Here is a 26,799-nt window from a genome sequence, read left to right as displayed (position 1 = left end):
ATTTGAGGCGGCGCTTACTTTTACGTGCGCCTTGTTTCGGGATTCGGTCTCTTGGTTTGACAAAAAGCAAAGAGGGCGGCTCGAAGGCCGCCCTCAGATCCGGATGGATCTCTCTGTGCTAAGGCCTTCGCCTTATCACATCATGTCCATGCCGCCCCGTTCAGCGCTCTTGACGCGCTGAACTCTCTTAAAGAGCATGGGCGAAGCTTTACGGACCTGCTGTGTTAAGGCTGTTGCCTTATCACATCATGTCCATGCCGCCCATGCCGCCCATGCCGCCAGGCATTGCCGGAGCGTCCTTCTTCGGCAGCTCGGCGATCATGGCTTCGGTGGTGACGAGGAGGCCAGCAACCGAGGCTGCGTCCTGCAGGGCGGTGCGAACGACCTTGACCGGGTCGATGATGCCCATGGCGATCATGTCGCCATATTCACCGGTCTGCGCGTTGTAGCCGAAGTCGTCGGTGTTCTTCTCGAGGATCTTGCCGACAACGATGGAGGCTTCATCACCAGCGTTTTCAGCGATCTGGCGGGCCGGAGCCTGCAGAGCGCGGCGAACGATGTTGATGCCGGCGTCCTGATCGTCGTTTTCACCCTTGACGGTGATCTTGACGGAAGAGCGCAGCAGGGCAACGCCGCCGCCCGGTACGATGCCTTCCTGAACGGCAGCGCGCGTCGCGTTGAGAGCGTCGTCGATGCGGTCCTTCTTTTCCTTCACTTCGACTTCGGTCGAACCGCCGACGCGGATGACGGCAACACCGCCAGCGAGCTTTGCAAGACGTTCCTGCAGCTTTTCGCGGTCGTAGTCGGACGTGGTTTCTTCGATCTGGGCCTTGATCTGGGCAACGCGGCCTTCGATGTCCGACTTCTGGCCGGCACCGTCGACGATCGTCGTGTTTTCCTTGGAGATCGAGACCTTCTTCGCACGGCCGAGCATGTCGAGCGTGACGTTTTCGAGCTTGATGCCGAGGTCTTCGGAGATCACCGTGCCGCCCGTCAGGATGGCGATGTCTTCGAGCATGGCCTTGCGGCGGTCACCGAAGCCAGGAGCCTTGACGGCAGCGATCTTCAGGCCGCCGCGCAGCTTGTTGACGACGAGCGTTGCAAGCGCTTCGCCCTCGACGTCTTCAGCGATGATGAGGAGCGGCTTGCCGTTCTGGACGACAGCTTCAAGAACCGGGAGCATGGCCTGGAGGTTCGAGAGCTTCTTCTCGTGCAGGAGAACGAAGACATCATCGAGATCGGCGATCATCTTTTCCGGGTTGGTGACGAAGTAGGGCGACAGGTAGCCGCGGTCGAACTGCATGCCTTCGACGACTTCGAGTTCGGTCTCGGCGGTCTTGGCTTCCTCAACCGTGATAACGCCTTCGTTGCCGACCTTCTGCATCGCTTCTGCGATGTCGAGGCCTACCTGCTTTTCACCGTTAGCCGAAATCGTACCGACCTGGGCAACCTCTTCCGAGGTGTTGATCTTCTTGGCCTTGGCCTGGAGATCCTTGACGACTTCCGTGACAGCGAGATCGATGCCGCGCTTCAGGTCCATCGGGTTCATGCCGGCAGCAACTGCCTTGGCGCCTTCGCGAACGATCGCCTGGGCGAGAACCGTTGCGGTCGTCGTGCCGTCGCCGGCGATGTCGTTGGTCTTCGAAGCGACTTCGCGGACCATCTGGGCGCCCATGTTCTCGAACTTGTCTTCGAGTTCGATTTCCTTGGCGACGGAAACGCCATCCTTGGTGATGCGCGGAGCGCCGAAGGACTTGTCGATGATGACGTTACGGCCCTTCGGGCCAAGTGTTACCTTGACGGCATCAGCGAGGATGTCGACGCCGCGAAGCATCTTCTCGCGCGCGGTACGGCCAAATTTGATCTCTTTAGCAGCCATGTGAGAAAACTCCCGGGCTCATTGCCCATTGGTTGTCATGAATGTGGGAAGTGGGTCGACCAGTCAGCCGATGATGCCCATGATGTCGGCTTCCTTCATGATCAGAAGGTCTTCGCCGTTGATCTTGACTTCGGTGCCGGACCACTTGCCGAACAGGACACGGTCGCCAGCCTTGACATCGAGCGGAACAACCTTGCCGCTTTCGTCACGGGCACCCGAACCGACAGCCACGATTTCGCCTTCTTGCGGCTTTTCCTTAGCGGTGTCCGGAATGATGATGCCGCCCTTGGTCTTTTCCTCAGACTCGACGCGGCGGACGACAACGCGGTCGTGCAGCGGACGGAAGTTGGTGCTTGCCATTGTCTAATCCCTCGATCAAATGACATTGCGGATCGTTCATCGACCCGGTGGATGGGTGTTAGCACTCATATCTTGCGAGTGCTAGCGTCGCCGAAATAGGACCGTGCGCTGAACGAGTCAAGGATCGGTCGACAGATTTTTTGTCGGCTGCGATCGTTGACAGGCCGCGAGCTTTTTTGTTTAACAACGGCATGGGGCGAGCGAATGCCCCACGAGGCGTCATGCCGGAATTTCGCGTCCAATAGCAATCATCTAAAGGACGTAAACGATGGCCTCGTTCAATTCCATTTCCACAGACAAACTTGCCAAACTTCTCGGAACCGAGAAGGCACCGGTGATCATCGACGTACGCGATGACGACGACTTCGCCGCCGATCCCTATCTTGTGCCCGCCTCCTTCCATCGCTCTCATGCCGGCGTCCGGCAGTGGGCGGAGCTTTATCGCGGGCAACACGTCGTCGCGCTCTGTCAGCATGGCGGCAAGCTCAGCGAGGGTGTTGCCGCGTGGATGCGGCACGCCGGCGGCACTGCCGAAATACTGGAGGGCGGTATCGATGCATGGCGCGAGGCAGAGCTGCCACTCGTTCCGGTCGCGAGCCTGCCGAACGCCGATCCGTCGGGCGGCTCGGTGTGGGTCACCCGATCCCGGCCGAAGATCGATCGTATCGCCTGCCCCTGGTTGATCCGCCGTTTCATCGATCCGCGTGCCACCTTTCTCTACGTCACGGCGGCCGAGGTCGAGGCGGTGGGCGAGCGTTTCGGCGCGACGCCCTTCGATATCGAAGGGGTCTTCTGGAGCCATCGCGGGGAGGACTGCACCTTCGATACGATGGTCAAGGAGTTCCGACTTTCCTTCCCAGCCCTCGAACATGTCGCGCGGATCGTGCGGGCAGCGGATACCGACAGGTGCGACCTCGAACCGGAGGCAGCCGGCCTTCTGGCAGTCTCCCTGGGGCTCTCCCGGATGTATTCCGACGACCTCGAGCAACTCGAGGCGGGCATGACCCTTTACGATGCGCTTTACCGTTGGGCGCGCGACGCCACGCAGGAGAAGCATGATTGGGTCTCGCACGGCGGCAAGGGGAAGCGGACGTGAACGAGAAAACATCGGCGGGCCTCGCGCCCGCCCACCCTACCTTTGCCGAGGCGGCGAAGGTCTGGGCCAAGATCGGTCTGTTGAGCTTTGGGGGACCAGCAGGACAGATCGCCCTCATGCATCGCGAACTGGTAGAGGAACGCCGCTGGGGCCTCTCTCGGTCCCGTATCCGAATTGGACGACGCTTGATCCCTCCGCGCTCGGTCTGACGATCGCCGCTGCCGCCTTGCTGTTGTGGTGGAAGCGCGGCATTTTCCAGACCTTGGCCATCTGCGCCGCTGCCGGCTGGCTCCTCAGGTCATTCTGACGTCGCCGGCAACATTGCGCGGCTGAATTCTTGGGAAGGGCCGCGTTTTTCTAAACGCGAGACTTGTATTCTTTGCCCTTCCTTGCGATGTGAGCCGAGAAGCCGAGTTTGCGGGAAGCCGATATGGCCGTAAGGATCAACAGTTTTCGGGAAATCGCCAGCCGATACGACGTGGTGCTCTGCGATGTCTGGGGCGTTCTCCACAATGGCATACAGGCTTTCGCTTCGGCTTGCGAGGCCCTCGCAGAGGCGCGGGCAAGCGGCCTGACTGTCGTCCTCATTACCAATTCGCCGCGGCCGTATCCCGGCGTCAAGGTGCAGATCCGCGGCCTCGGTGTTCCCGACGAAGCCTACGATCGCATCGTTACGTCAGGCGACGTCACCCGGGCGTTGATCTCGGCAGCGGCGAAACGCATCTTCTTCATCGGGGCCGATCGCGATCTTCCACTGCTCGAAGGTCTCGGCACCGAGATCGTTTCTGCGGAGGATGCAGAGACGATCGTCTGCGCCGGTTTTTATGACGATGAAACGGAAACGCCCGAACATTACCGCGCGACATTGACGGGGCTCGCCAAGCGGAAGATCCCGTTCATCTGCGCCAACCCCGACCTCGTCGTGGAGCGCGGGCATCGGCTGATCCCCTGCGCCGGTGCCATCGCTAAGCTTTACGAAGAACTGGGCGGCGAAGCACGCATTGCCGGCAAGCCCTATATCGCGATCTACCGCGCCGCCCTGACCGAGGCAAAGGCGGCGCGCGGCGCATTCGACCTGTCCCGCGTCATCGCGATCGGCGACGGCATGCCGACCGATGTCAAGGGCGCGCAGGACGCTGGCTTCGACCTCCTCTATATCAGCGCCGGCATTCATGCGCAGGAATACATGCATGAAAGCCGCACCGACGAGGCGAAACTTGCAGCTTTCCTGAAAAGGGAAGGGGCCGCGCCGAAGTGGTGGATGCCGCGGCTCGGCTGACAGGAAGACGGACATGACGGTTTTTCATCGCAACGAAACCCGTGATCCGCTTCCGGAGCGCCTGCGCGGCGGCGTCATCGCGATCGGCAATTTCGATGGCGTTCACCGCGGCCATCAGTCGGTGTTGAACCGTGCGCTGGAGGAAGCGGCGAAACGCGGCGTTCCCGCGCTCGTCCTGACTTTCGAGCCGCATCCACGCACGGTCTTTAGGCCGGACACGCCGGTCTTTCGTCTGACGCCAGCACCGCTCAAGGCCCGTATCCTCGAAGGCATGGGCTTTGGGGCCGTCATCGAATATCCCTTCGACCGGACCTTCTCCCAGCTTTCGGCATCCGATTTCATCCATCGCATACTGCGCGAATGGCTGCATGCATCCCATGTGGTCACCGGCTTCGACTTCCATTTCGGCAAAGGGCGCGAAGGCGGCCCGGCATTCCTGATGGCGGCCGGCGAGCGGGAGGGTTTTGGCGTCACGCTCGTCGATGCCTTCCGCGATGAAAACGCCTCGGTGATCTCGTCAAGCTTCATTCGCTCCCTGCTCGCCGAAGGGGATGTCGCGCATGCGGCAGGACTCCTCGGTTACCGCTACATCGTCGAGGCGGAAGTGATCGGCGGCAAGAAGCTCGGACGCGCGCTCGGCTTTCCGACCGCCAACATGAGGCTGCCGCCGGAAGCAGAGCTCAAGAATGGTATCTACGCCGTGCGGTTTCGCCGCGCGGATGGCTCTCTTTACGACGGCGTCGCAAGCTACGGCCGCCGCCCGACCGTCGACTGCGATGGCGAACCTCTACTCGAGACTTTCGTCTTCGATTACTCCGGCGAGCTTTACGGTGAAGTCTGCAGCGTCTCCTTCTTCGGTCATCTCCGCGATGAGCTCAAGTTCGATGGACTGGAGCCGCTGATGGCGCAGATCAAGCGCGACGAGGAGGAGGCGCGCCTGCTCCTTTCCGGCGTCCAGCCCTTGAGCGAGATCGACCGGAGACTTAATTTCGCCTGAGCGCTGCTGGGAGGACGCTCGTCCCTTCCGCTGCCAAAGAATTCGCCCGTGCGACGTTGGCGGACCTTTTCAAAAGGTTGAAAACGCCTTAAAGAACCGGCCACTATGACCCGGCACCGTCGATTGATAATCGATCAGCGAATTATTGGCCCGGCCCTCCGCGCGCGCTAGGCAGCGCCGGGAGGACCGGGATTTCGGCGTTTCCAACGCCCCCATCATCTTCGAAAGACCGAACCCTTCCGCATGCGTGACGATATCCGCGCGGAAAAGACGATTGCAAAGACCATGACAGAAACCGCTGAAAAGATCGATTATTCTTCCACCCTCTTTCTGCCGCAGACGGAGTTTCCGATGCGCGCCGGTCTGCCGCAGAAGGAGCCGGAGACGGTTGCCCGCTGGCAGAAGATGGGCCTCTACAAGAAGCTCCGGGCGTCGGCTGCCAGCCGCGAGAAGTTCGTGCTGCATGACGGCCCGCCCTACGCGAACGGTAATATCCATATCGGCCATGCGCTCAACAAGATCCTCAAGGACGTGATCAACCGCTCGTTCCAGATGCGTGGCTTCGACGCCAACTACGTCCCCGGCTGGGACTGCCACGGCCTGCCGATCGAGTGGAAGATCGAGGAAAAGTACCGCGAGAAGGGCAAGAACAAGGACGAGGTTCCGGTCAACGAGTTCCGCAAGGAGTGCCGTGACTTCGCCAGCGGCTGGATCGAGGTCCAGACCGAGGAGTTCAAGCGCCTTGGCATCGAAGGCGATTTCGAGCGGCCCTACACGACGATGAACTTCCACGCGGAAGCGCGCATCGCCGGCGAATTGATGAAGATCGCCAAGGCCGGCCAGCTCTATCGTGGCTCGAAGCCGGTCATGTGGTCGGTCGTCGAGCGCACGGCGCTCGCCGAGGCCGAGGTCGAGTATGCCGATGTCGAGAGCGACATGATCTGGGTAAAGTTCCCGATCACCGACGGTCCGGCCGCACTTGCCGGCGCCTTCGTCGTGATCTGGACCACGACGCCCTGGACCATCCCCGGCAACCGGGCGATCGCCTATTCGTCCCGTTACGCCTATGGCCTCTATGAGGTCGCGACCGCTGAAAATGACTACGGCCCGCAGCCGGGCGAAAAGCTGATCTTCGCCAAGCGCCTTGCCGACGAGTCGGCTGCCAAGGCGAAGGTGACGTTCAACTTCGTCCGCGATGTCGAAGCGGATGAACTCGGTGCGATCACTTGCGCTCATCCGCTCCATGGTCTCGGCGGCGGCTATGCCTTCCACGTGCCGCTCCTAGACGGCGATCACGTGACCGACGATGCCGGCACCGGCTTCGTTCACACGGCCCCCGGCCACGGCCGTGAAGACTTTGACGCCTGGATGGATAGCGCGCGGGCACTCGAAGCGCGCGGCATCTCCTCTGCGATCCCGTTCACGGTCGACGATGCCGGCTATTTCACTGCCGATGCACCCGGCTTCGGCCCGGATGCCGAAGGTGGCGCCGGTCGCGTCATCGACGACAAGGGCAAGAAGGGCGACGCCAATGATCGCGTCATCAAGGCGCTGATCGCCCGCCACACGCTTTTCGCTCGTGGCCGCTTGAAGCACTCCTATCCGCATTCCTGGCGGTCGAAGAAGCCGGTCATCTTCCGCAACACACCGCAATGGTTCGTCTACATGGACAAGGACTTCGGCGACGGCACGACGCTGCGCTCGCGCGCCTTGACGGCGATCGACGGCACCCGCTTCGTGCCCGGCGCCGGCCAGAACCGCCTGCGTGCGATGATCGAGCAGCGGCCGGACTGGGTGCTCTCGCGCCAGCGCGCCTGGGGTGTGCCGATCGCGATCTTCGTCGACGACCAGGGCGAAATCCTCATCGATGACGCCGTTAACGCGCGCATCCTCGAAGCCTTCGAAAAGGAGGGCGCCGACGCCTGGTTCGCCGAAGGCGCCAAGGAGCGTTTCCTCGGCAACGATCACGACCATGCTAAGTGGCATCAGGTCATGGACATTCTCGACGTCTGGTTCGATTCCGGTTCGACCCATACCTTCACGCTGGAGGATCGTCCCGACTTGAAGTGGCCGGCCGATGTTTACCTCGAGGGCTCCGACCAGCACCGCGGCTGGTTCCACTCGTCGCTGCTCGAAAGCTGCGCGACGCACGGCCGCGCGCCCTATAACGCCGTCGTCACCCATGGCTTCACCATGGATGAGAAGGGCGAGAAGATGTCGAAGTCGAAGGGCAACACCGTCACCCCGCTGGAGGTGATGAAGGATGCCGGTGCCGACATCCTGCGGCTGTGGGTAATGACGACGGATTATTGGGAGGACCAGCGTCTCGGCAAGACGATCATCCAGACCAACATCGACGCCTACCGCAAGCTCCGGAACACCATTCGCTGGATGCTCGGCACGCTCGCCCATGACAAGGGCGAAGTGATCGCGCTTTCCGACATGCCGGAACTCGAACAGTTGATGCTGCACCGTTTGGCCGAATTGGATCGGCTGGTGCGCGACGGCTACGATGCCTTCGACTTCAAGCGGATCGCCCGCGCGCTTATCGATTTCTCGAATGTCGAACTGTCGGCCTTCTACTTCGATATCCGCAAGGACGCACTCTACTGCGACGCACCGTCCTCGGTCCGCCGCCGCGCGGCGCTGCACGTCATCCGCACGCTGTTCGATTGCTTGGTGACCTGGCTCGCCCCGATGCTGCCCTTCACGGCCGAGGAAGCCTGGCTCTCCCGCAACCCGGAAGCCATCTCGGTGCATCTGGAGCAGTTCCCGACCGTACCGGCGGAGTGGCGCAACGACGCGCTCGCCGAGAAGTGGCGCAAGATCCGCGAAGTCCGCAAGGTCGTGACCGGTGCACTCGAAATCGAGCGCAAGGACAAGCGCATCGGCTCGTCGCTGGAAGCGGCACCCGTCGTCCACGTTGCGGACGCGGATTTGCGCCAGGCGCTCGAAGGCCAGGACTTTGCCGAAATCTGCATCACCTCTGCGATCGAGGTCGTCGGCTCCGAGGGGCCGGCCGATGCCTTCGCGTTGCCGGACGTCGCCAAGGTCAGCGTCGTGCCGAGGTTGGCCGAGGGGCAGAAATGCGCTCGCTCCTGGCGAATCACCACGGATGTCGGGTCCGATCCGCTCTATCCGGATGTTTCCGCCCGTGATGCTGCTGCCCTGAGAGAGCTCCGATTCAAGCTTTGACGGATCGTTTTGCCGGGTGAATTGCGCTTGCCGCGTTCATCCGGTACAACCTGCCCGAAATTTGGCGGATTTTTCAGCCAAGGGGCGCTGAGTGGCCGCGGCATGTGGGGTGCGGCTGGCTAGAAGGAAATTCATGGAAATGACGCGAGAGTTGCGAGTTGTCGCCAGCATTGCCGCGATCGTGGCGGGCGGTTTGGTGCTTTCGGGCTGCATCGGCGGTCCAACCTACGGTACGGACAAGACGGCAGGCGAACATCTGCTCGACGACCTCGGCAGTGCCGTGAGCCTCGCCCCGCCGAAGCGCGATCCGGTCAAGTATCAACCCCGCCCGGCCCTCGTGCTGCCGCCAGATGGACAGAAGACAGCTCTGATCGAGCCGCAGCAGTCGTTGGCAAGCCGCGAGACCAATCCGGAATGGGTCGAGTCGCCGGAGGAAGTCCGCCAGCGCCTGCGTGAAGAGGCCGACGCTAACAAGAACGACCCTAACTATGTCTCGCCGCTGGCGAAGGCGAGCGCCAATGGCCGCCGTCTTTCGGCCAAGGAGCAGCAGGAGGCCTATCGCGAGGCCCGCAAGATCGAGAAGGGGGCGTATTCGGACAAGCGTCGCTTCTTGAGCGATCCGCCGATCGACTATCGCCGTCTTCCGGACGGTGCCGAAACGGATCTCGGCGAGCCGGAAAAGGTAAAGGAGCGCCGCCGCAAGAAGGAGGCGCAGATCGCCAACTCCGGCACCAAGTGGTACTGGCCGTTCTAAGCCATGAAGACCAGCATTCGCAACGCCGTTCCGGAAGACGCGGAGACGATTCTGCGCTTCATCACGGAACTCGCGATCTACGAAAAGGCGGGGCATGAGGTCGAAGCGACGGTCGAGCACTTGCAAGCTTCGCTCTTCGGTCCGGATGCCGTCGCTCATGCGGTTATCTGTGAGGTCGACGGCGCGCCCGCCGGCTTCGCCATCTGGTTTTACAGCTTTTCCACCTGGCAAGCGCGCAAGGGTCTTTACCTCGAAGACCTCTATGTCACGCCTGAATACCGCGGCTCAGGCGCCGGCAAACTGCTTCTGAAACATCTCGCGCGTATCGCCATTGCGGAAGGATGCGGCCGCTTCGAATGGAGCGTTCTCGATTGGAACGAGCCGGCCATCCGAGTTTACGAGGCAGTCGGCGCCGAGCCCATGTCAGAATGGAAGCGCTACCGGCTCGCGGGGGCGGCGCTGAAGGCACTTGCCGACGGCTGACCGCTGCACCGGTCAGCGCTTGCCGGCAAAGAAATCGCGAAGGATATCGGCGGCTTCCCGTTCGGCAAGGCCGGAATACACATCCGGGACGTGATGGCAGGTGGGCGACGCATAGAACCTGACGCCGCTGTCCACGGCGCCGCCCTTTGGGTCTTCCGCACCGTAATAAAGGCGGCGTATTCGGGCGAAGGATATCGCCGCCGCGCACATGGTGCAGGGTTCCAGCGTGACGTAGAGATCCGCGCCTGTCAGCCGTTCGTCGCCAACGCTGGCGGCGGCTTGGCGGATCGCCTCGATCTCGGCATGGGCGGTGACGTCGTTCAGTTCGCGTGTACGGTTTCCGGCGGCGGCGACGATCTTGCCGTCGAGCACGACGACAGCGCCGATCGGCACTTCGCCGCGGGCTGCTGCTTTCCGGGCCTCTTCCAGGGCCGCATCCATGAAGCGCGTCGTATCGGTCATCGCTCGATCAATAATTTCTCTTAACCCACGGCGCTTGACCTGATAGGACAGCCGCAAAAGGCAGGCAACACAAATGACATCCAAAGACAAGTCCACACGGCCCGGCGGCAAGACCAACGGACGGGAAAAGAAACCTCGTTCCGGTGACAAGAAGGCGGGCGCCACCCCATCCGCCAAGGTCCGGCCGGCTGCGACGACGCCCGGTGCGGATGAGCCGCAGCGCATCTCGAAGATCCTCTCGCGCGCCGGCGTTGCCTCCCGCCGCGACGTCGAGCGAATGATCATGGAGGGGCGCGTCAAGCTCAACGGCGTCGTGCTCGACACGCCTGTCGTCAACGCAACGCTGGCCGACAGCATCGAGGTCGACGGTCATCCGATCCGCGGCATCGAGCGCACGCGTCTCTGGCTTTATCACAAGCCCGCGGGGCTGGTGACGACCAATGCCGATCCGGAAGGCCGGCCGACGGTTTTCGAGAACCTCCCGGAGGGGCTGCCGCGCGTACTTTCGATCGGCCGCCTCGACATCAACACCGAAGGCCTGCTGCTCTTGACCAATGACGGGGGGCTCGCTCGCGTGCTCGAGCTGCCATCCACCGGCTGGCTGCGCCGATATCGCGTGCGTGCACACGGCGAGATCGATCAGGAAGCGCTCGATCGGCTGAAGGACGGCATCGCCGTCGACGGCGTGCTCTACGGAGCAATCGAGGCGACGCTCGATAGGGTTCAGGGATCGAACGTCTGGATCACCATGGGCCTGCGCGAAGGCAAGAACCGCGAGATCAAGAACGTACTCGGCGCGCTCGGCCTTGATGTGAACCGACTGATCCGCATCTCCTATGGTCCTTTCCAGTTGGGCGACCTGCCGGAAGGCCATGTTCAGGAAATTCGCGGCCGCACGCTGAGGGATCAGCTCGGTCCGCGCCTGATCGAGGACGCGAAGGCGAATTTCGACGCGCCTCTCTACAATGATCAGCCCGCGGCCGAGAAGGATCATCACGACGAGGTCGCCGAGGATGCCGGCAAGACGGAACGCGCCGGACGGCGAGAAAAGCCGGAGGACAAGCGCGAGCGTGCGCTTGCGCGCCTCGACACGCGGCGCGACGAAGGCCGCTCGCGCGATCGGGGTGAGCGTAGCGATCGTTCCGGCGGCCGACCTGCCGACCGTCCGGCTCGGGTTCCGGCGAAGCGCAGCCGCACCGCCAATGTATGGATGGCGCCGGGTGCACGCCCGATAGCCGAAAAGAAGTCGAAGTCGGCGGATGATCAAGCGGCGACGCCTGTCCGCCGCGAGCGTCCGGAAGGTGCGCCGAAGACAAAACGCTACGGCCGCACCAAGGATGGCCTGGCGATGAAAGCCTCCGGCAAGTTCGACCCCGACCGCAAGGCAAGCGCGGCAAAGGGCTCTACCAGGCCCGAGCGCGCTCTGCGGCCGTCGGTGAAGCGCGATGTCGAGGATGGGGAGTGGATCGGAGCGAGCGCACCGGTTCGCCGCAAGGATGACAGGCGCGACGGTGGTTTCGACCGACGCCGGCCTGACGCAGCAGAGCGGAAATCGCGCGATCACGGCGATCGGCCGCCGCGGCGCGAAAGCAGTGAACGCGCGCGCGCGGAGCGCCCCGCACGCGCCGGGGGCGAAGATCGCGCATTCTCCGGAAAGCCGCGGGCAAGCCGTAGCGAAGGCGATCGGCCTCAAGGTCGCGAGGGCGGCAACCGCCCCTTCGGCGACCGCCCGCGCGGAAAGTCGGCCGGAAAGCCCAGTGTGGGGAAATCGCCGAGCCAGCGCTCCGGCGGCCCCCGCGGCGGCAAGCCAGGTGGTGGTAAACCAGGCGGCCGCCCTGGCGGCGGCAAGCCCCGGGGCAAGGGGAAGTAACCGGCCGTGCGGATCGTCGGGGGAGAGTTTCGCGGCCGCGCCCTGGCCACGCCCAAGTCCAACGATATCCGTCCGACCACCGATCGGACGCGCGAGAGCCTGTTCAATATCCTGAGCCACGCTTATCCGGAAGTGCTCGATAGCACGCGCGTACTCGATCTCTTTGCCGGTACTGGAGCTGTCGGGTTCGAAGCCCTGTCGCGCGGCTGCCGGCAAGCGCTCTTCGTTGAGCAGGGCGTGGAGGCCAGGGGTCTGCTCCGGGTCAATATCGAGACGCTCGGGCTTCAGGGGCGCGCCAAGATATTCCGTCGCGACGCCACCGATCTCGGGCCGGTCGGGACGATGGAACCGTTTCATCTGGTTTTCGCAGATCCGCCCTATGCCAAGGGGCTCGGCGAGCGTGCACTTGCAGCGGCCGCGGCGGGGAAGTGGCTCGTCCCCGGCGCTCTGGCAATTCTGGAGGAACGGGCCGACATCGAGCCGCGGCTGCCGGTAGAGTTCGAACCGCTTGATGTGCGCGTCTTTGGCGACACGCGGATGCATTTCTACCGATTCCGCGGCGAGTGACTACTGCAGCGTCCCTTGCGCGTCCGATTGGACGCGCGGCGCTGCAGGCCCGCATGCGGCGACCAATCGAGTGCCCGTCGGATGAACGGAGACGAGCGTGATGAGGAAGGATACCCTGTCTGAAGTCGCGAAACCGTCCGCGAGGCGAAGCCCCTCGGTCGCGCTGGCGCTCGGAGGCGGGGGCGCGCGGGGACTTGCGCATATCCACGTCATCGAGGCCCTCGACGAGATGGGCATTCGGCCCGTGGCGATCGCCGGCTCGTCGATCGGTGCGCTCATGGGCGCCGGCATGGCGGCCGGAATGCGCGGGGAGGAGATCCGGCACCATGTGCTGTCGACCGTCGGCCATCGCGGCGAAGTGCTCAACCGGCTGTGGCGGCTGAGGCCGACGACTCTTTCCGAGGCGGTGTCGAACGGGCTCCATTTCGGCCGGTTCAACATCGAGCGTGTCCTGAAGGCCTTTCTGCCCGAAGCGATTCCCAGCCGCTTTTCCGATCTGTTGATCCCGCTGAAGGTCATGGTGACGGACTACTACGGTCAGACGGAACGCGTTTGTGAAAGCGGTGACCTGCGTAAGGCGCTTGCCGCCTCCGCTGCCCTGCCGGCCGTGTTCATGCCGGTGAAGATCGATGGCCGCGTTATGATCGACGGCGGCATCTACAATCCGATCCCATTCGATCACTTACGCGGCCTGGCGGATATCCTCGTCGCTATTGATGTCGTCGGTGGTCCGGACGGCGACGGGCGAACGATACCGAGCCGTATCGACAGCCTGTTCGGCACGAGCCAATTGATGATGCAATCGATCATTGCGATGAAAATGAAAGACGGCGCGCCCGACATACTGATGCGCCCCGATGTCGGGCGTTTCCGTGTTCTCGATTTCCTGCGCGCCCGCGAGGTCCTGGCCGCGACGGCGGATACCAGGGAGCAGTTCAAGCGTGCGCTTTCCGAGCGGATCGAGAGCTGGAAGGATATCGGCTGAGGCCTGCTCTTCGAAATTGCGGAATTCCGGACGGACCGTTACACACTTTTCCTGGAATTGCTCGTTAGCGAGGTCTCTGTCAGTCGGTCTGCGCCAAGGTCTCGTCCTTCTGCTGGCGATCTTCGGCCGGAAGGCTCGGCAGGATCCGCTCCTCCGTGTCGGCCGTGTGATTCACCTCGCGCTTCGGCTTGACCAACGGCTCCGGCCGGACGGGTCGCGAGTGCAGCATATCGCGGCCCGCGGTGATTCCCTCGGCCTCCTGCAGAACGAGCCGCGCTTCGTCACGACGGCGGATATCGTCCATGATGGCGATTGCTTCGTCGTCGCCCACGCCCAGCGCTTCCAGCGTCTTGCGACCGAAGAGCAGGCCGGATTCGAAGGTCTCGCGCAACTCGTAGTCGACGCCCTTCGCGCGCAATTCCAGCGTGTGCAGCCGGTCGTAGGAACGGGCGAAGATGCGGGCGTTCGGGTACTCGGCCTGGACGAGATTGATGATCCTGTCCGTCGTTTCCTTCTTCTGCGTGCAGACCGCGACGATCTTGGCGCGCTCGATGCCGGCGGCTCTAAGCACGTCGAGCCGGGTGCCGTCGCCGAAATAGATGCGGAAGCCAAAGGTTGCGGCCTGGCGCACACGCGCGGCGGAGTGATCGATGATAGTCACGTCGCGGCCGCCGGCGAGCAGGATCTGTGCGGCAATCTGTGCGAAACGCGAGAAGCCGATCATCAGCACATCGGCGCCAGCGCCTTCGAAGTCCTCCTCAATCTCGTCCGCCATCTCGTCCTGCTCGTGCATCAGGCGCTTCGAGAGCATGGCTGCAACAGGTGTCAGCGCCATCGACAGCGTCACGATGGCGACGAGCAGCGACGAGGTTCCCTGTGAAAAAACCCCCGCCGCGGCCGCCGCCGTGAAAAGCACGAAGCCGAATTCGCCGCCCTGGGGCAGAAGCAGGCCGATGCGCAGCGCGTCGTTATGGCGCGAGCCGGTCATCCGGCAAAGCCAGTAGAGCGCGAGGCTCTTGACCAGCATCAGCAACGGCACCGCGACGATGATCAAGAGATAGTTTTCGACGATGACGTCGAGTTCCAGCGATAGGCCGACGGCCATGAAGAACAGCGCCTGCAGGATGCCGCGAAAGGGCTCGATGTCGGCTTCGAGTTCGTGGCGATAGGACGATTCCGCCAAAAGCACGCCAGCGAGAAAGGCACCCATGGCCATGGAAAGGCCGGCAAGCTGCATCAATGTCGCCGCGCCCATAACGACGAGAAGGGCGGCCGCGATCATGACATCCCGCGCTCCAGTGCGGGCGATCACCTGGAAGAGCGGATTGAGCAGATAACGACCGGCGAAGAAGAGGATGGCGACGGCGCTGACCGCAATCGCGAAGTCCTGAAACGGCGTCGTCGCGTCTTCCGGTGCCTGCGCTGCCATTAACGGGATCAGGGCGAGCAGCGGAACGATCGCCAGATCCTGCAGCAGCAGGATGGAGAAGGCGCGCTGGCCGTAGCGCGTATTGGTATCGTTGCTTTCGTCGAGGATCTGCATTGCAAAGGCCGTCGACGACAGCGCAAGCCCGAAACCGGCAATGATGCTGCCCCGCCATTCGAGAAGGCCGGCGAACGAGATCAGCAGGGACAAAGCGAGACCGGTCACGACAACCTGTGCCGCACCCAGCCCGAAGATATCGCGCCGCATTTGCCACAGGCGCGATGGCTTCAATTCAAGACCGATGACGAAGAGCAGGAACACGACTCCGAGTTCCGAAACGTGCAGGATCTCCTCGCCCTCGGTAATTGATTGCGCGACCGGGCCGATCAGGATACCGGCTGCGAGATAGCCGAGAATCGTGCCGAGCCCCAGGCGCTTGAAGATCGGTGCCGCAAGCACGGCGCCGCCGAGCAGCATTAGCGCCTGGGTATAGAGAAACGATGTCGTTTGCATGCTCGATGCTCTCGCTGTCACGGCTGCCGCAGGCCCCGCACGCAGGGCTTTCTGCCGAATATCATTTGGATGCTGGGACGGGAATCACGAAGATACCCTTGATGCATGGTTCAGTGCACAATAAATGGGGCAGGAATGAAAGGCCAAATCATGTCTGAGATGATCGATTCCGCTGCTCTGGAGAAGCAAGCCGCCGAGCTCGTCGAACTCGCGCGCCGGGCAGGCGCGGACGCGGCGGATGCGGTCGTCGTACGCGGCCGCTCCCGATCCGTTTCTGTCCGCCTTGGCAAGGTCGAAGCGACGGAGGCCTCCGAAAGCGATGATTTTTCGCTCAGGGTTTTCGTCGGGCGCCGGGTTGCAAGCGTCTCGGCCAATCCTGGTTTCGATCTGAAGGTGCTTGCCGAGCGCGCGGTCGCTATGGCCAAGGCTTCACCCGAGGATCCGTACGCGTCGCTTGCGGATTCCGACCGGCTTGCGACCTCCTACCTGGATCTCGATCTGTTTGATGGCAGCGAAGTGTCGACCGAAATGCTGACGGAGGCTGCGCTTGCCGCCGAGGAGGCGGCCCTTGCCGTGTCCGGCGTCACCAACTCAAGCGGTGCCGGTGCCTCGGCCGGTATGGGCGGACTCGTTCTGGCCACCTCGCATGGCTTCTCGGGATCCTACATGGCAACCCGCTTCGGCCGCTCCGTCAGCGCCATCGCCGGCGAGGGCACGAAGATGGAGCGCGACTACGATTTCGACAGTAGCCTCTATTTCGATGATTTGCGAACGGCCGAGGACATTGGCCGTGTCGCAGGCGAACGGGCGGTCGCACGCCTGAACCCGCGCCAGGTCCCGACCGCAAAGAACGTCACCGTCGTCTTCGACCCGCGCATTGCGCGCGGTTTCGTCGGTCATCTGGCCGGTGCGATCAACGGCGCATCAGTGGCACGCAAGACGAGCTTCCTGCGCGACATGATGGGCAAGCAGATCATGAAGGCCGGCATTGAGGTGACCGATGATCCGCTGATCGTCCGCGGCGCCTCGTCACGCCCCTTCGATGGCGAGGGGGTGAGCGGTTCGAAACTGTCGATGGTCGAGGACGGCGTGCTGCAGCACTGGTTCCTGTCGACCTCGGCGGCCAAGGAACTGGGGCTTGAAACCAATGGACGCGGCGTTCGCGGCGGCCCCACGGTCAATCCCGCCTCGACCAATCTCGCCCTCGAACCCGGAACGATCTCGCGCGACGATCTGATAAAGAGCGTCGGAACGGGTTTTTACGTCACCGAGCTCATCGGCCAGGGCGTGAACATGGTGACGGGGGAATATAGCCGCGGCGCTTCAGGTTTCTGGATCGAGAACGGCGAAATCACCTTCCCCGTGTCCGAGGTAACGATTGCTTCCAATCTCAAGCAGATGTTCATGGCCCTGACGCCTGCCGATGATATCGACAGGAAATTCGGCATCGCCGCGCCGACCCTTGCCATCGAAGGCATGACGCTCGCCGGAACCTGATCGCTACCGCATGTCCTTAAATCGATCCCGATTTAAGGACATGCAGCAATTCAAAGTGCTGCAGCAACTTTTGCGCGTCTGATAAGACGCGCGGCGCTGTGGCGGCGTGTCCCGCCAACATTGAGGCGCGCGGGTCGGTCTCGCGCGTATGGAGTTGAATGTCAGAAACAGCCCGACCGCTCGCGCCTGCCTGGAGCGAGGACCTTGAGCTGATCCTCGCTGCGGCGATCGCCGCAGGCGACACGGCGCTCGGATATTTTCGCAAGACCTTTGACGTCCGCTGGAAGAACGAGGGCCGTTCTCCGGTGAGCGAAGCGGACCTCGCCGCCAACGACATCCTCAAGACAAGGTTGCTTGGTGCGCGACCCGACTATGGCTGGCTTTCCGAGGAGACCGATGATGACGAAAGCCGTCTCTCCCGGGAGAGCGTGTTCGTGGTCGATCCCATCGATGGAACGCGTGCCTTCATCGCCGGCCGTGATCTTTGGTGTGTGAGCGTCGCCGTCGTCCATCGGGGCCAGCCCGTTGCGGCCGCGCTCTATGCGCCGGCGCTCGGCGAGATCTTTCAGGCGACCCGCGACGGCGCGGCGCTAAAGAACGGCGCCGCGATCGCTGTGCGCGTGCCCGAGCGTCAGGAGACGCTAAAGGTCGCGATGGCCGAGGATCTGGTCGGCAAGCTGGCGTCGCCCTATCGCGAAGAAATCGTGCGCGTTCCGCATGTGCCGTCGCTTGCCTACCGGTTGGCTATGATCGCGGATGGACGGATCGACGGAACGATCGTGAAAAGGAACTCGCACGACTGGGATCTTGCCGCCGCCGACCTCATCCTTGCGCGGGCGGGCGGTGCGCTCTGCGGGCTCGACGGCCTGCCTTTGACCTATAATCGCCCCATTGTCACGCACGGCATTCTTGGCGCAGCTTCGAAGCCGGCGCTGCCGGCCTTGTTGGCTGCCTCCCGCCCGCTGGAGCCCCATTGACCTTTGGAGGCGAATGCCGCAAATCAACACCCTTCAAGAAAAAATGGAACTACGATGGCTCAAGACTCCGTGAAAAAGCAACGTTTGCATCTTGTCTTCGGCGGCGAACTGACGACGCTTAAGAATGTCGAATTTCGCGACCTGGACAAGCTGGATATCGTTGGCATCTTTCCCGATTACGAAAGCGCTCATGCCGCCTGGAAGGCCAAGGCGCAGATGACGGTCGACAACGCCCATATGCGCTATTTCATCGTTCATATGCATCGTCTGCTCGACCCGGAAAATGATTGATGTCGGTGTCGTTGGGACACACGCAACGCGCCTCCGCTCAGGCTGTGCATGACATCTGTGTCAGGTTGCACATAGGCGAAGGCGCGGTTTCATGAGCAGTCTTCGTGCACGGCTCGCGCTTTCCAGCTATCGCTGGATCGGGACGGCGATCTATCCCCTGGTCTGGTCCTACCTCGCCATACGCGCGGCGAAAGGCAAGGAGGATCCTACACGCCGCCGCGAGCGATACGGCTACGCGAGTGCGCCGCGCCCGCAAGGGCCGCTTGTCTGGTTCCACGCAGCCAGCGTCGGGGAAACCGCGGCCGTCACACCGCTGATCAAGGAAATCCGCCGCCGCGGCATTGCCGTGGTGCTGACCACAGGTACGACGACGTCGGCGCGAGTGGCCGCTGAGCGACTGGGCTCTGCCGTCGTTCACCAATATGTGCCGCTCGATTTCAAGCCGGCTGTAAGCCGCTTCCTCGATTATTGGGAGCCGGACCTGGCGATCATTGCGGAGTCGGAGATCTGGCCGATGACGATCGTCGAACTCGGCAGCCGGCACATTCCGCAGGTCCTGGTAAACGGCCGTCTATCGGACCGGACCTTCGCGCGATGGAAAAAACGGCCCTCGCTCGCCGAGGCGCTCTTCGAGAATCTGGCGCTCGTGATCGCGCAATCCGACGTGGACGCCGAACGCTTTCGCACACTCGGCGCGCTCCCGGTCATGGTCTCCGGCAATCTCAAGGTCGACACCGACGCCCCGCCTCATGATCCGAAGGCGCTCAAGGAGTATCGCCAGCAGATCGGCACGCGTAAGACCTGGGCGGCGATCTCGACCTTCGAGGGCGAGGAGAATGCCGCGGCGACCGTTCATGGTGCGCTGAAGGACAGGACGGGTCTCCTGACGATCATCGTGCCACGCCACCCGGAGCGATGCGAAGCGATCGAGGCAGCACTGGTCGCCAAGGGATTGAAGGTCGCGCGGCGGACGCGCAACGACCCGCTGACGCCCGACGTCGACATTTTCCTCGGCGACACGATCGGCGAAATGGGTCTCTATCTGCGCCTGACCGAGGTGGCCTTCGTCGGTCGCTCGCTCTTTGCCGAAGGCGGGCAGAATCCGCTGGAGCCGGCCATGCTCGGCTGTGCGGTGCTTTCCGGCGGCAATGTCCAGAATTTCCGCGACACCTATCAGATGCTTGCCAAGAACGGCAGCGCCAAGATCGTGCGCGATGTCGAGATGCTGGCCAAGGGCGTCAACTATCTGCTCGGCAACGACGACATGCGTCGCTCGATGATCGACGCCGGTCTCGAAAGCGTGCAACAGATGCGTGGCGCGCTGACAGCGACGATCAAGGGGCTCGAGCCCTATATCAACCCGCTGGTCGTGAAGGCGCGGCTGGAGCCGCGCGTCGAAGGCTGAAGCGTCAATTTGCGGATCGGATCATGGTTGCATCGAAAACCATCGTCGGCATCTTGTTCGACAAGGACGGGACGCTTCTCGACTACGTGAAGAGCTGGGTTCCGGTGAACTACGAATTGGCGCGCATCGCCGCGAAGGGCGACGAGGCGCTCGCGAGGGTGCTGCTTCAGGCGGGTGGAATGGACCCGGACAGCGGCTATGTTGCACCCGACAGCCTGCTCGCCGCCGGCAATACGGTGGAAATCGCCACCGCCATGGTTGGCGCCGGCGCGCCCTTTTCGGTCGAGGAATTGACGACGCTCTTCGACAGCCTTTTTGCGCAGTCCGCCGACTATGCCGTTCCGGTGACCGATCTCGGCGTCTTCTTTGCCGGTCTTCACGCGAAAGGCTATCGTCTCGGTGTCGCCTCGAGCGACAACGAACGGTCGATCCGGGAAACCGCCAGGCGCTTCGGCTTCGATAGTTACCTGCACTACGTTGCCGGCTATGACAGCGGCCATGGCGTCAAGCCGGAGCCGGGCATGGTGTTGGCATTCTGCGCTGCGACGGGGCTGGAGCCGCATCAGGTGGCGGTCGTCGGCGACAACAATCACGACATGCATATGGGGCGTAGTGCCGGCGTCGGTCTGACGGTCGCGGTTCTGACAGGCACCGGCTCGCGCCAATCGCTTGCCGCGGCCTCGGACCATTGCCTGGCCGACATAACGGAGCTGGAGGCGGTGCTGTAGGTCTACAGCGCCGCGCGTCTAGTTAGACGCGCAAAGGCCGCTGTAGCACTTTGAATTGCTGCATGTTTTTATTCTTAAATCGGCTACGATTTGAGAAAACATGCAGTAGGCACCGGCCGTCTTGCCTTTTTTCCAGTTCTGACGTCTTTTGTCCGTCGCGTCGTTCAGTCCAGCGCGGCGGCGCGGAGCTACTGCACGTTTCCTTATGTCGAAGCCGATTTGAGGATTAAACAGGCAGCAATTCAAAGTGCTACAGCGACCTTTGCGCGCCTTTTGGACGCGCGGCGCTGTAGGGGCAGCGTTCCTGGCCGGTTTGGGGGCAGGCAGGTCGTGGAGGCAGATTAGGCAGGATGGTTTCAGAAGCGCCACCGTTCTGGTGGACCAAGGCCGATTGGCGCGCCTATGCGCTTTGGCCGTTTTCCTGGGTTTACGGCCGCATCGCCGGAATGCGCATGGATCGAGCCCGCCGCGCATCGGCGCCGGTGCCGCTCATCTGCGTCGGCAACTTCACAGTCGGTGGAGCCGGAAAGACGCCGACCGCTATCGCGCTTGCACGCGCCGCCAAGGCGAAGGGGCTGAAGCCGGGCTTCTTGAGCCGCGGCTATGGCGGCTCGCTGGACGTCACAACGATCGTCGATCCGCATCACCACCGTGCCCGCGACGTCGGCGACGAGCCGCTGTTGCTCGCCCGCGAAGCCTTGACCGTCGTCTGCCGCCGCCGTGTCGAGGGTGCACGCAAACTCGCTGCCGAAGGCGCGGACATCATCATCATGGACGACGGCTTCCAGAGCGCGCGGCTTGCGTTCGACTTCGCCTTGCTTGTGGTCGATTCCGGGCGAGGCATCGGCAATGGTCACCTAGTCCCCTCGGGACCGGTTCGCGCACCAATCGGCGACCAGCTTCGCCACGCCACAGCGCTCCTCAAGATCGGCAGCGGATCAGCGGCCGACCCTCTGGTCCGCCGGGCCGCACGGGCGGGCAAGCCCGTCTACGCCGCGGAAACCATCCGGATCGACGACGGTCAGCTCACAGGTGTCAAGGTTCTTGCCTGGGCCGGTATCGCCGATCCGGAGAAGTTTTTCCGGACCGTGCGCGAGACGGGTGCGATCATCGAGGAGACGCGGAGCTTTCCCGATCATCACCACTTCTCCGACGATGAAATTACCGACCTGCTCGATCGCGCCGCGAGCCAGGGCTATACGCTGGTCACCACATCGAAGGACATGGTCCGCCTCGAACCCGGACATGGCCGGGCAGGAGAACTGGCGGCCAAGAGCAAGGTGATCGAAATCGACGTGCGCTTCGACGATCCGTCGGTGCCCGGCAAAATCATCGACCGGACGCTTGCCGCCGCGCGGGCGCGTAAGCTGCGGGAGGCCAAAGCAGTCACGCTGCGACGGGGTCGTTAACGAATTCAACGCCGCTGGTTGGGAAGCGCACCGGCGCGCTTTTCCGCTTCGAGGGAGGCGGCGGCGTCGACATAGGGCTCCTGCCGGGCGACGCTCCAGTAGCGCAATTCGTCCACGGGGATCGCTTTGCCTGTCATGGCACAGACGACATGTGATCCGGCAAGCACGATCTGGAAGTCGCCATCGAGATAGCGGATCTTCGCCTCGCGCGAGGAACTTCCTTCAAAGCGGTTCATCATTGCCTGTGTCTGCCTTTTGAATTCGATTGCTTTCTTGGTCTATCCCAGTGCCCGGCAAAACTCCAGTGTCGGCAAAGACACTACAGCGCCGCGCGTCTTATCAGACGCGCAAAGGTCGCTGGCGGAAAGTCGATCGCTCGTCAGCTGCGACCGAAGAGCCGTTCGATATCCGAGAGCTTCAGCTCGATATAGGTTGGCCGGCCATGATTGCACTGGCCCGAGCCAGGTGTCGCTTCCATCTGGCGAAGCAGTGCGTTCATCTCCTCCGTCCGCATCCGGCGGCCCGAGCGGACCGAGCCGTGGCAAGCCATTGTCGCGGCGAGATATTCAAGCCGCCCCGCAAGGCCGTTCGCCGTATCCCATTCCGCAAGCTCGTCGGCGAGGTGGCGCACCAGGCCGGCAGCATCCATTTCGCCAAGCATTGCCGGTGTCTCGCGCACGGCGATCGCCCCCGGCCCGAAGCGTTCGATCGCGAGGCCGAGGCGGGCGAATTCCTCCGCATGCGCCATCAGCCGGTCGCAGTCGTCCTCGGGAAGATCGACGATCTCTGGGATGAGCAGGGTCTGCGCCGGCACTGGGCGGGAATGCAGCGCCGACCGCATCGTCTCGAAGACGAGGCGTTCGTGCGCGGCGTGCTGGTCGACGATGACGAGGCCATCGTCCGTCTGCGCGACGATGTAGTTCTCGTGGAGCTGCGCACGCGCAGCGCCAAGCGGAAAGGATGGAGCAGTTACGTCAGAAACGCGCGGTTCTTCGGGTGGAACTGCCGAGCGTGCCGAAGGCTGTGAGAATTCCGCAAAGGCACGCTGCGTTGTCTCTGCGAAGCCGTTCGCAGTCTGGTCGAAATGCATCGGCCGATAGGGCGAGGCCGCAGGCGTCCAGGGTTGCGGCGGCCTCTGCATCTCCGGCCTGAAAGCGCGCATCATCCCGCTGGCCCCGGTTGTCGCCGCGCGGTCTCCGTCGCGCGCGAGCGCCTCGCGGATCGCGCCGATGAGCAGTCCCCGGATCAGGCCCGGATCGCGAAACCGGACGTCCGACTTCGCCGGATGGACATTGACATCGACGAGTGCCGGGTCGAGTTCGATCGACAGGACGGCAACCGGGTAGCGCCCGTGCGGGATGGTCTCGGCATAGGCGGCGCGGATGGCAGACAGAATGAGCTTGTCCTGCACGGGGCGGCCGTTGACGAAGACATATTGTTGAAGCGAGTTGCCGCGATTGAAGGTCGGCACGCCGGCAAAGCCAGTAAGCCGGGCGTCCTCCCGTTCGGCGTCGATTTCAATCGCATTGTCGCGGAAATCCTTGCCGAGCACTTGCGCCATTCGCGCCAGCCGGTCTTCGCCGGTGGCCGGAAACTCCAGGGTCGAGCGGTCGGAGCCCGAGAGCACGAAGCGCACTTTGGGGAAGGCGATCGCCATGCGACGGACGACTTCGGAAATCGCGGCAGCCTCGGCCTTTTCCGATTTCATGAATTTCAGCCGCGCGGGGGTCGCGAAGAAGAGATCGCGCACCTCGACAACGGTGCCGACATTGGCAGGTGACGGACGCACGGCTTCGGTCTTCCCGCCTGCGATTGCGATCGCCGCGCCCTCATTGGCGCCGATCGTTCGCGTCGTGATCGAAAGGCGCGCGACCGATCCGATCGAAGGCAGGGCCTCGCCGCGAAAGCCAAGGGTGCGGATATCGGTGAGGCTGTTGCTGATCTTGGAGGTGCAATGGCGCTGTACCGCCAGGGCGAGATCGGCGGGCGACATGCCGCTGCCGTTGTCCGTCACCCTGAGCAGCGTCTTGCCACCTCCGGCGGTCGCAATCTCGATCCTTGTCGCGCCCGCGTCGAGCGCATTTTCGATCAGTTCCTTGGCAGCACTGGCGGGCCGCTCGATGACCTCACCGGCGGCAATCTGGTTAATGAGCGTTTCTGAGAGTTGCTTGATGATCATGACTCATTTTCCCGGATTCGCCGCGCGAGGGAAAGGGGGTGTCTGCGGTTGATCTGCCACGGAGAAAGCGGTCCTGCGGCGATGGGCCCCCGGAAAAATGAGACCGTGATTTAATTCCCCCTTAACGTTCTGCTGCGATTTTCCACAACAACCTGAATGAGCACGGGTTTTGTCTTTGGAGCTCTGCGGCGTTGCTGGACGCCGTCACGCATTCCGCCCGAAGAGAGGCCTTCCGAGGCCAGCCAGCATGTCCCGGAATGAAACCGCCGCGCCGGCGCCGCGGGTCTTTTCAGACACGCAAGGGCCGCTGTGAAACTTAAGATTGCTGCATCCGGTTCAAGGAAATGCAGACGGCGAAATGAGGACAGCGTGATGAGCGATGTGGCGTCGGGCGGCGCAGACATCAACAGGATCATTCTCGAGTCGAGTTGCGACGCGCTTGGCCTCGCTTTGCTCGTCTGCGGTCGAGACGATACGATCCTGTTCGCCAGCCCCTCGATCCTGCAGTTCTTTCCGGTTCCTGCCCGCCTGTTGACGCCCGGCACTCGGCTCCGCGACTTCCTGGGTGCCGTCTACGATACCGGTGTGCGTCCCGGGACTTTGCCCGAAAACAGCCGCCGCCGAGCGAACAGGGAAGACTGGATCGCCGAACACATGGCGCTTCATTGGCGCGAGCGCTACGAGAGTGTCGAGCGGGCCGGCCGCACACGCTGGGTCTCATTGCGCAAGCGCCGGCTGTCGAGCGGTATCGGCATGTTGTGCGTCACTGATGTTTCAGAACAGAAAAAGCGCGATGAACAGCTTCAGACCGACCTCGAACGCGTGGAATTGACGGAAGAAATCCTCGACGCGCAGCCCAATCCGATCTGCGTCAAAGATCGAAACCTCAACTACATCGCCGTCAACAAGGCGTTCTGCACGATCCATGAGCTTTCTCAGGAGGCGATTCTCGGGCGCTCCGCGTGGGACCTTGTCGATGCCGAACTGGCGGAGCGGTTCGAACAGTCGGATCGATCGGTGCTCGAAACCGGCAAGCCACACTCGGAGGCGGAACACATCGTTCGCGCCGACGGCAGCGATCTCTGGGTGGTCACCCGCAAATATCGCATCGGCATGCCTGGCCGTCATTTTGTGGTGACCTGCATGAACGACGTCACCGATATCGCGGCCTGGTATCACGGTACGAGCGACAACACGGGCAGCAGCGGCCTTCAGATCCTCGACTACAGCATCTTTGCGCCGGCCCAGAATTTCTACGATCCCTTCCGTGCGTTGAATGTTCAGCAGTTGGTCGAGGCGGGATCGATGATCGAGACCTTGCCAGCGCGCGGACTGCGCGTGCTGCTTGCGACAGGCGATCGAGACGCGGAGGAACGGCTTGTGGCTCGTCTGCGCGGTTCCGGCCTCGACGCCTGTGCCGTGCGCAACATCAACGAGCTCGAGGCGTTCGCATCCGCTGCCGAAAATTCCGGGGTAAAGCTCGATATCCTGGTGCTCGACGGTGCATTCCCGGACGTCGAGCGGGTCCTGGCCGGCTGGCATGCGAGCCCCACCCTCAAGGTCTCCGCCGATATCGATGCCGGCAACCTACTTGCGGGGATCTTTCGCGTTTGCGCCGAGCGTCCGCAGCCGCGGTCGTCGCTTTCGCAGGCGGACTGGGGGATCTCCTTCGAGGGCGACGCAGCGCCTGAAACGCATGTGCCAGATATCGAGGTGCTGGTCGCCGAGGACAATCAGATCAATCAGTTCGTCTTCGCCCAGATACTGGAGGGGCTCGGGGTTTCGCACAGGATCGCCGCGAATGGCAAGGAGGCAGTGGAGCTCTGGCACGAACTTCAGCCGGCCCTGGTCCTCATGGACATATCGATGCCGATCATGAATGGCTTCGACGCCGCAGTCGCTATCCGTGACGCCGAAAAAGGGACGGGGCGGCGGACACCGATCATCGCGGTGACGGCGCAGGCGCTCGACATCGACCTTAGGCAATGCGAAGCGTCTGGAATGGATGACCACATCATGAAGCCGGTCAGCCCGGACATGATCGAGGCAGTGCTCAGAAAATACATGCCGGTGGGGAACATGCGTGCAGCCGGCTAACGCTTGATTCTTGTCAATTCACTAGAATTGGGGAGGCTGGCGGTAGATTTGATAGCGAGCCGCTATGGGATTGTTAACTCCCGATTGTCATCGTCTGCGTTGAACTGCCAGAAAGTGTAGAGCCTCGCAGCAATGTATGCGCTTCGTCCAGCCGCCCAGCCCCTAGCTCCCCCGATGCGAGAGAACCGTCTCCACCGGCGAGAGCCGCCGCGTCACGGCTGTTTCGCAATGCTTGCGCTACTGCATGTTTCCTTAAATCGTAGCCGTTTTAAGGATAAAAACATGCAGCAATTCAAAGTGCTACAGCGTCTTTGCGCGTCTGATAGGACGCGCGGCGCTGTAGTCGGCGG

The 26,799-nt window shown here is 62.7% G+C and carries 22 protein-coding genes and 1 pseudogene; 17 read left to right on the top strand and 6 right to left on the bottom strand.

Annotated features, from left to right (window positions below; genetic code table 11):
* Positions 1-241: 241 nt before the first annotated feature.
* Entirely contained in the window at positions 242-1,879 is a 1,638-nt protein-coding gene (gene groL, locus PZN02_RS02035) for a chaperonin GroEL (RefSeq protein WP_280659978.1), read from the bottom strand.
* Between the two features lie 63 nt (positions 1,880-1,942).
* Positions 1,943-2,239, bottom strand: a complete 297-nt coding sequence (gene groES, locus PZN02_RS02030; RefSeq protein ID WP_012706990.1) for a co-chaperone GroES — start codon at positions 2,237-2,239, stop codon at positions 1,943-1,945.
* Between the two features lie 268 nt (positions 2,240-2,507).
* On the opposite strand from groES, the gene PZN02_RS02025 reads away from it, so the two are divergent.
* The 7 genes and pseudogenes from PZN02_RS02025 to PZN02_RS01995 all read left to right on the top strand — a co-directional run bounded on the left by PZN02_RS02025 (position 2,508) and on the right by PZN02_RS01995 (position 10,043).
* Positions 2,508-3,335 (top strand): chromate resistance protein ChrB domain-containing protein, encoded by an 828-nt coding sequence (locus PZN02_RS02025; RefSeq protein WP_280659977.1) that lies wholly within the window; start codon positions 2,508-2,510, stop codon positions 3,333-3,335.
* Positions 3,332-3,484: pseudogene (locus PZN02_RS02020) on the top strand (chromate transporter); the annotation flags it as partial. The gene PZN02_RS02025 and the pseudogene PZN02_RS02020, both read left to right, overlap by 4 nt.
* A gap of 281 nt (positions 3,485-3,765) precedes the next feature.
* The gene (locus PZN02_RS02015; RefSeq protein WP_280659976.1) at positions 3,766-4,614 is read left to right on the top strand and encodes a TIGR01459 family HAD-type hydrolase; all 849 of its coding nucleotides are present in this window, start codon (positions 3,766-3,768) and stop codon (positions 4,612-4,614) included.
* A 13-nt stretch (positions 4,615-4,627) separates the two neighbouring features.
* Positions 4,628-5,611 (top strand): bifunctional riboflavin kinase/FAD synthetase, encoded by a 984-nt coding sequence (locus PZN02_RS02010; protein WP_280659975.1) that lies wholly within the window; start codon positions 4,628-4,630, stop codon positions 5,609-5,611.
* 285 nt (positions 5,612-5,896) lie between these two features.
* Positions 5,897-8,806 carry an isoleucine--tRNA ligase gene (ileS, locus tag PZN02_RS02005; RefSeq protein WP_280661357.1) on the top strand — a complete coding sequence of 970 codons (2,910 nt, stop codon included), beginning with the start codon at positions 5,897-5,899 and terminating at the stop codon, positions 8,804-8,806.
* 133 nt (positions 8,807-8,939) lie between these two features.
* Positions 8,940-9,560, top strand: a complete 621-nt coding sequence (locus PZN02_RS02000; RefSeq protein WP_280659974.1) for a hypothetical protein — start codon at positions 8,940-8,942, stop codon at positions 9,558-9,560.
* Positions 9,561-9,563: 3 nt separating this feature from the next.
* Entirely contained in the window at positions 9,564-10,043 is a 480-nt protein-coding gene (locus PZN02_RS01995) for a GNAT family N-acetyltransferase (RefSeq protein WP_280659973.1), read from the top strand.
* Between the two features lie 12 nt (positions 10,044-10,055).
* Here the strand turns inward: PZN02_RS01995 and PZN02_RS01990 are convergent, their stop codons facing one another.
* Complete coding sequence (locus tag PZN02_RS01990; RefSeq protein WP_280659972.1) at positions 10,056-10,505, bottom strand: nucleoside deaminase; 450 nt, start codon at positions 10,503-10,505, stop codon at positions 10,056-10,058.
* Between the two features lie 73 nt (positions 10,506-10,578).
* Between PZN02_RS01990 and PZN02_RS01985 the strand changes: the two genes are divergently transcribed.
* The 3 genes from PZN02_RS01985 (at position 10,579) to PZN02_RS01975 (ending at position 13,927) form a co-directional block, all read left to right on the top strand.
* The gene (locus tag PZN02_RS01985; RefSeq protein ID WP_280659971.1) at positions 10,579-12,375 is read left to right on the top strand and encodes a pseudouridine synthase; all 1,797 of its coding nucleotides are present in this window, start codon (positions 10,579-10,581) and stop codon (positions 12,373-12,375) included.
* Positions 12,376-12,381: 6 nt separating this feature from the next.
* Positions 12,382-12,942 (top strand): 16S rRNA (guanine(966)-N(2))-methyltransferase RsmD, encoded by a 561-nt coding sequence (rsmD, locus tag PZN02_RS01980; protein ID WP_280659970.1) that lies wholly within the window; start codon positions 12,382-12,384, stop codon positions 12,940-12,942.
* Between the two features lie 100 nt (positions 12,943-13,042).
* Positions 13,043-13,927, top strand: a complete 885-nt coding sequence (locus PZN02_RS01975; RefSeq protein WP_280659969.1) for a patatin-like phospholipase family protein — start codon at positions 13,043-13,045, stop codon at positions 13,925-13,927.
* A 79-nt stretch (positions 13,928-14,006) separates the two neighbouring features.
* Here PZN02_RS01975 and PZN02_RS01970 read toward each other — a convergent pair whose 3' ends face one another.
* Positions 14,007-15,866, bottom strand: coding sequence for a monovalent cation:proton antiporter-2 (CPA2) family protein (locus tag PZN02_RS01970; RefSeq protein ID WP_280659968.1), 1,860 nt, complete (start codon positions 15,864-15,866; stop codon positions 14,007-14,009).
* A gap of 150 nt (positions 15,867-16,016) precedes the next feature.
* Between PZN02_RS01970 and PZN02_RS01965 the strand changes: the two genes are divergently transcribed.
* From PZN02_RS01965 to lpxK, 6 genes are all read left to right on the top strand, one after another.
* Entirely contained in the window at positions 16,017-17,363 is a 1,347-nt protein-coding gene (locus PZN02_RS01965) for a TldD/PmbA family protein (protein ID WP_280659967.1), read from the top strand.
* Positions 17,364-17,521: 158 nt separating this feature from the next.
* Positions 17,522-18,340: a 3'(2'),5'-bisphosphate nucleotidase CysQ gene (locus PZN02_RS01960; RefSeq protein ID WP_280659966.1), complete on the top strand. Its 819-nt coding sequence runs from the start codon at positions 17,522-17,524 to the stop codon at positions 18,338-18,340.
* Positions 18,341-18,394: 54 nt separating this feature from the next.
* Complete coding sequence (locus PZN02_RS01955; protein ID WP_280659965.1) at positions 18,395-18,631, top strand: DUF4170 domain-containing protein; 237 nt, start codon at positions 18,395-18,397, stop codon at positions 18,629-18,631.
* A gap of 91 nt (positions 18,632-18,722) precedes the next feature.
* On the top strand, positions 18,723-20,036 hold the full coding sequence (waaA, locus tag PZN02_RS01950) for a lipid IV(A) 3-deoxy-D-manno-octulosonic acid transferase (RefSeq protein WP_280659964.1): 1,314 nt from the start codon (positions 18,723-18,725) through the stop codon (positions 20,034-20,036).
* 23 nt (positions 20,037-20,059) lie between these two features.
* Positions 20,060-20,764, top strand: coding sequence for an HAD family hydrolase (locus PZN02_RS01945; RefSeq protein ID WP_280659963.1), 705 nt, complete (start codon positions 20,060-20,062; stop codon positions 20,762-20,764).
* A 350-nt stretch (positions 20,765-21,114) separates the two neighbouring features.
* Positions 21,115-22,173, top strand: a complete 1,059-nt coding sequence (gene lpxK, locus PZN02_RS01940; RefSeq protein ID WP_280659962.1) for a tetraacyldisaccharide 4'-kinase — start codon at positions 21,115-21,117, stop codon at positions 22,171-22,173.
* Positions 22,174-22,178: 5 nt separating this feature from the next.
* Here lpxK and PZN02_RS01935 read toward each other — a convergent pair whose 3' ends face one another.
* Together PZN02_RS01935 and mutL are read right to left on the bottom strand one after the other, a co-directional pair.
* The gene (locus tag PZN02_RS01935) at positions 22,179-22,412 is read right to left on the bottom strand and encodes a DUF2093 domain-containing protein (protein WP_136507310.1); all 234 of its coding nucleotides are present in this window, start codon (positions 22,410-22,412) and stop codon (positions 22,179-22,181) included.
* A gap of 140 nt (positions 22,413-22,552) precedes the next feature.
* Entirely contained in the window at positions 22,553-24,352 is a 1,800-nt protein-coding gene (gene mutL, locus PZN02_RS01930) for a DNA mismatch repair endonuclease MutL (RefSeq protein ID WP_280659961.1), read from the bottom strand.
* A gap of 372 nt (positions 24,353-24,724) precedes the next feature.
* Here mutL and PZN02_RS01925 point away from each other — a divergent pair, with 372 nt between their 5' ends.
* Positions 24,725-26,449: a response regulator gene (locus PZN02_RS01925; protein ID WP_280659960.1), complete on the top strand. Its 1,725-nt coding sequence runs from the start codon at positions 24,725-24,727 to the stop codon at positions 26,447-26,449.
* Positions 26,450-26,799: the final 350 nt, after the last annotated feature.

It is taken from the genome of Sinorhizobium garamanticum, assembly GCF_029892065.1.
Taxonomy (GTDB): domain Bacteria; phylum Pseudomonadota; class Alphaproteobacteria; order Rhizobiales; family Rhizobiaceae; genus Sinorhizobium; species Sinorhizobium garamanticum.
The sequence above is the reverse complement of the archived record's forward strand: the minus strand, read 5'-3'. Positions and strand labels throughout refer to the sequence as shown.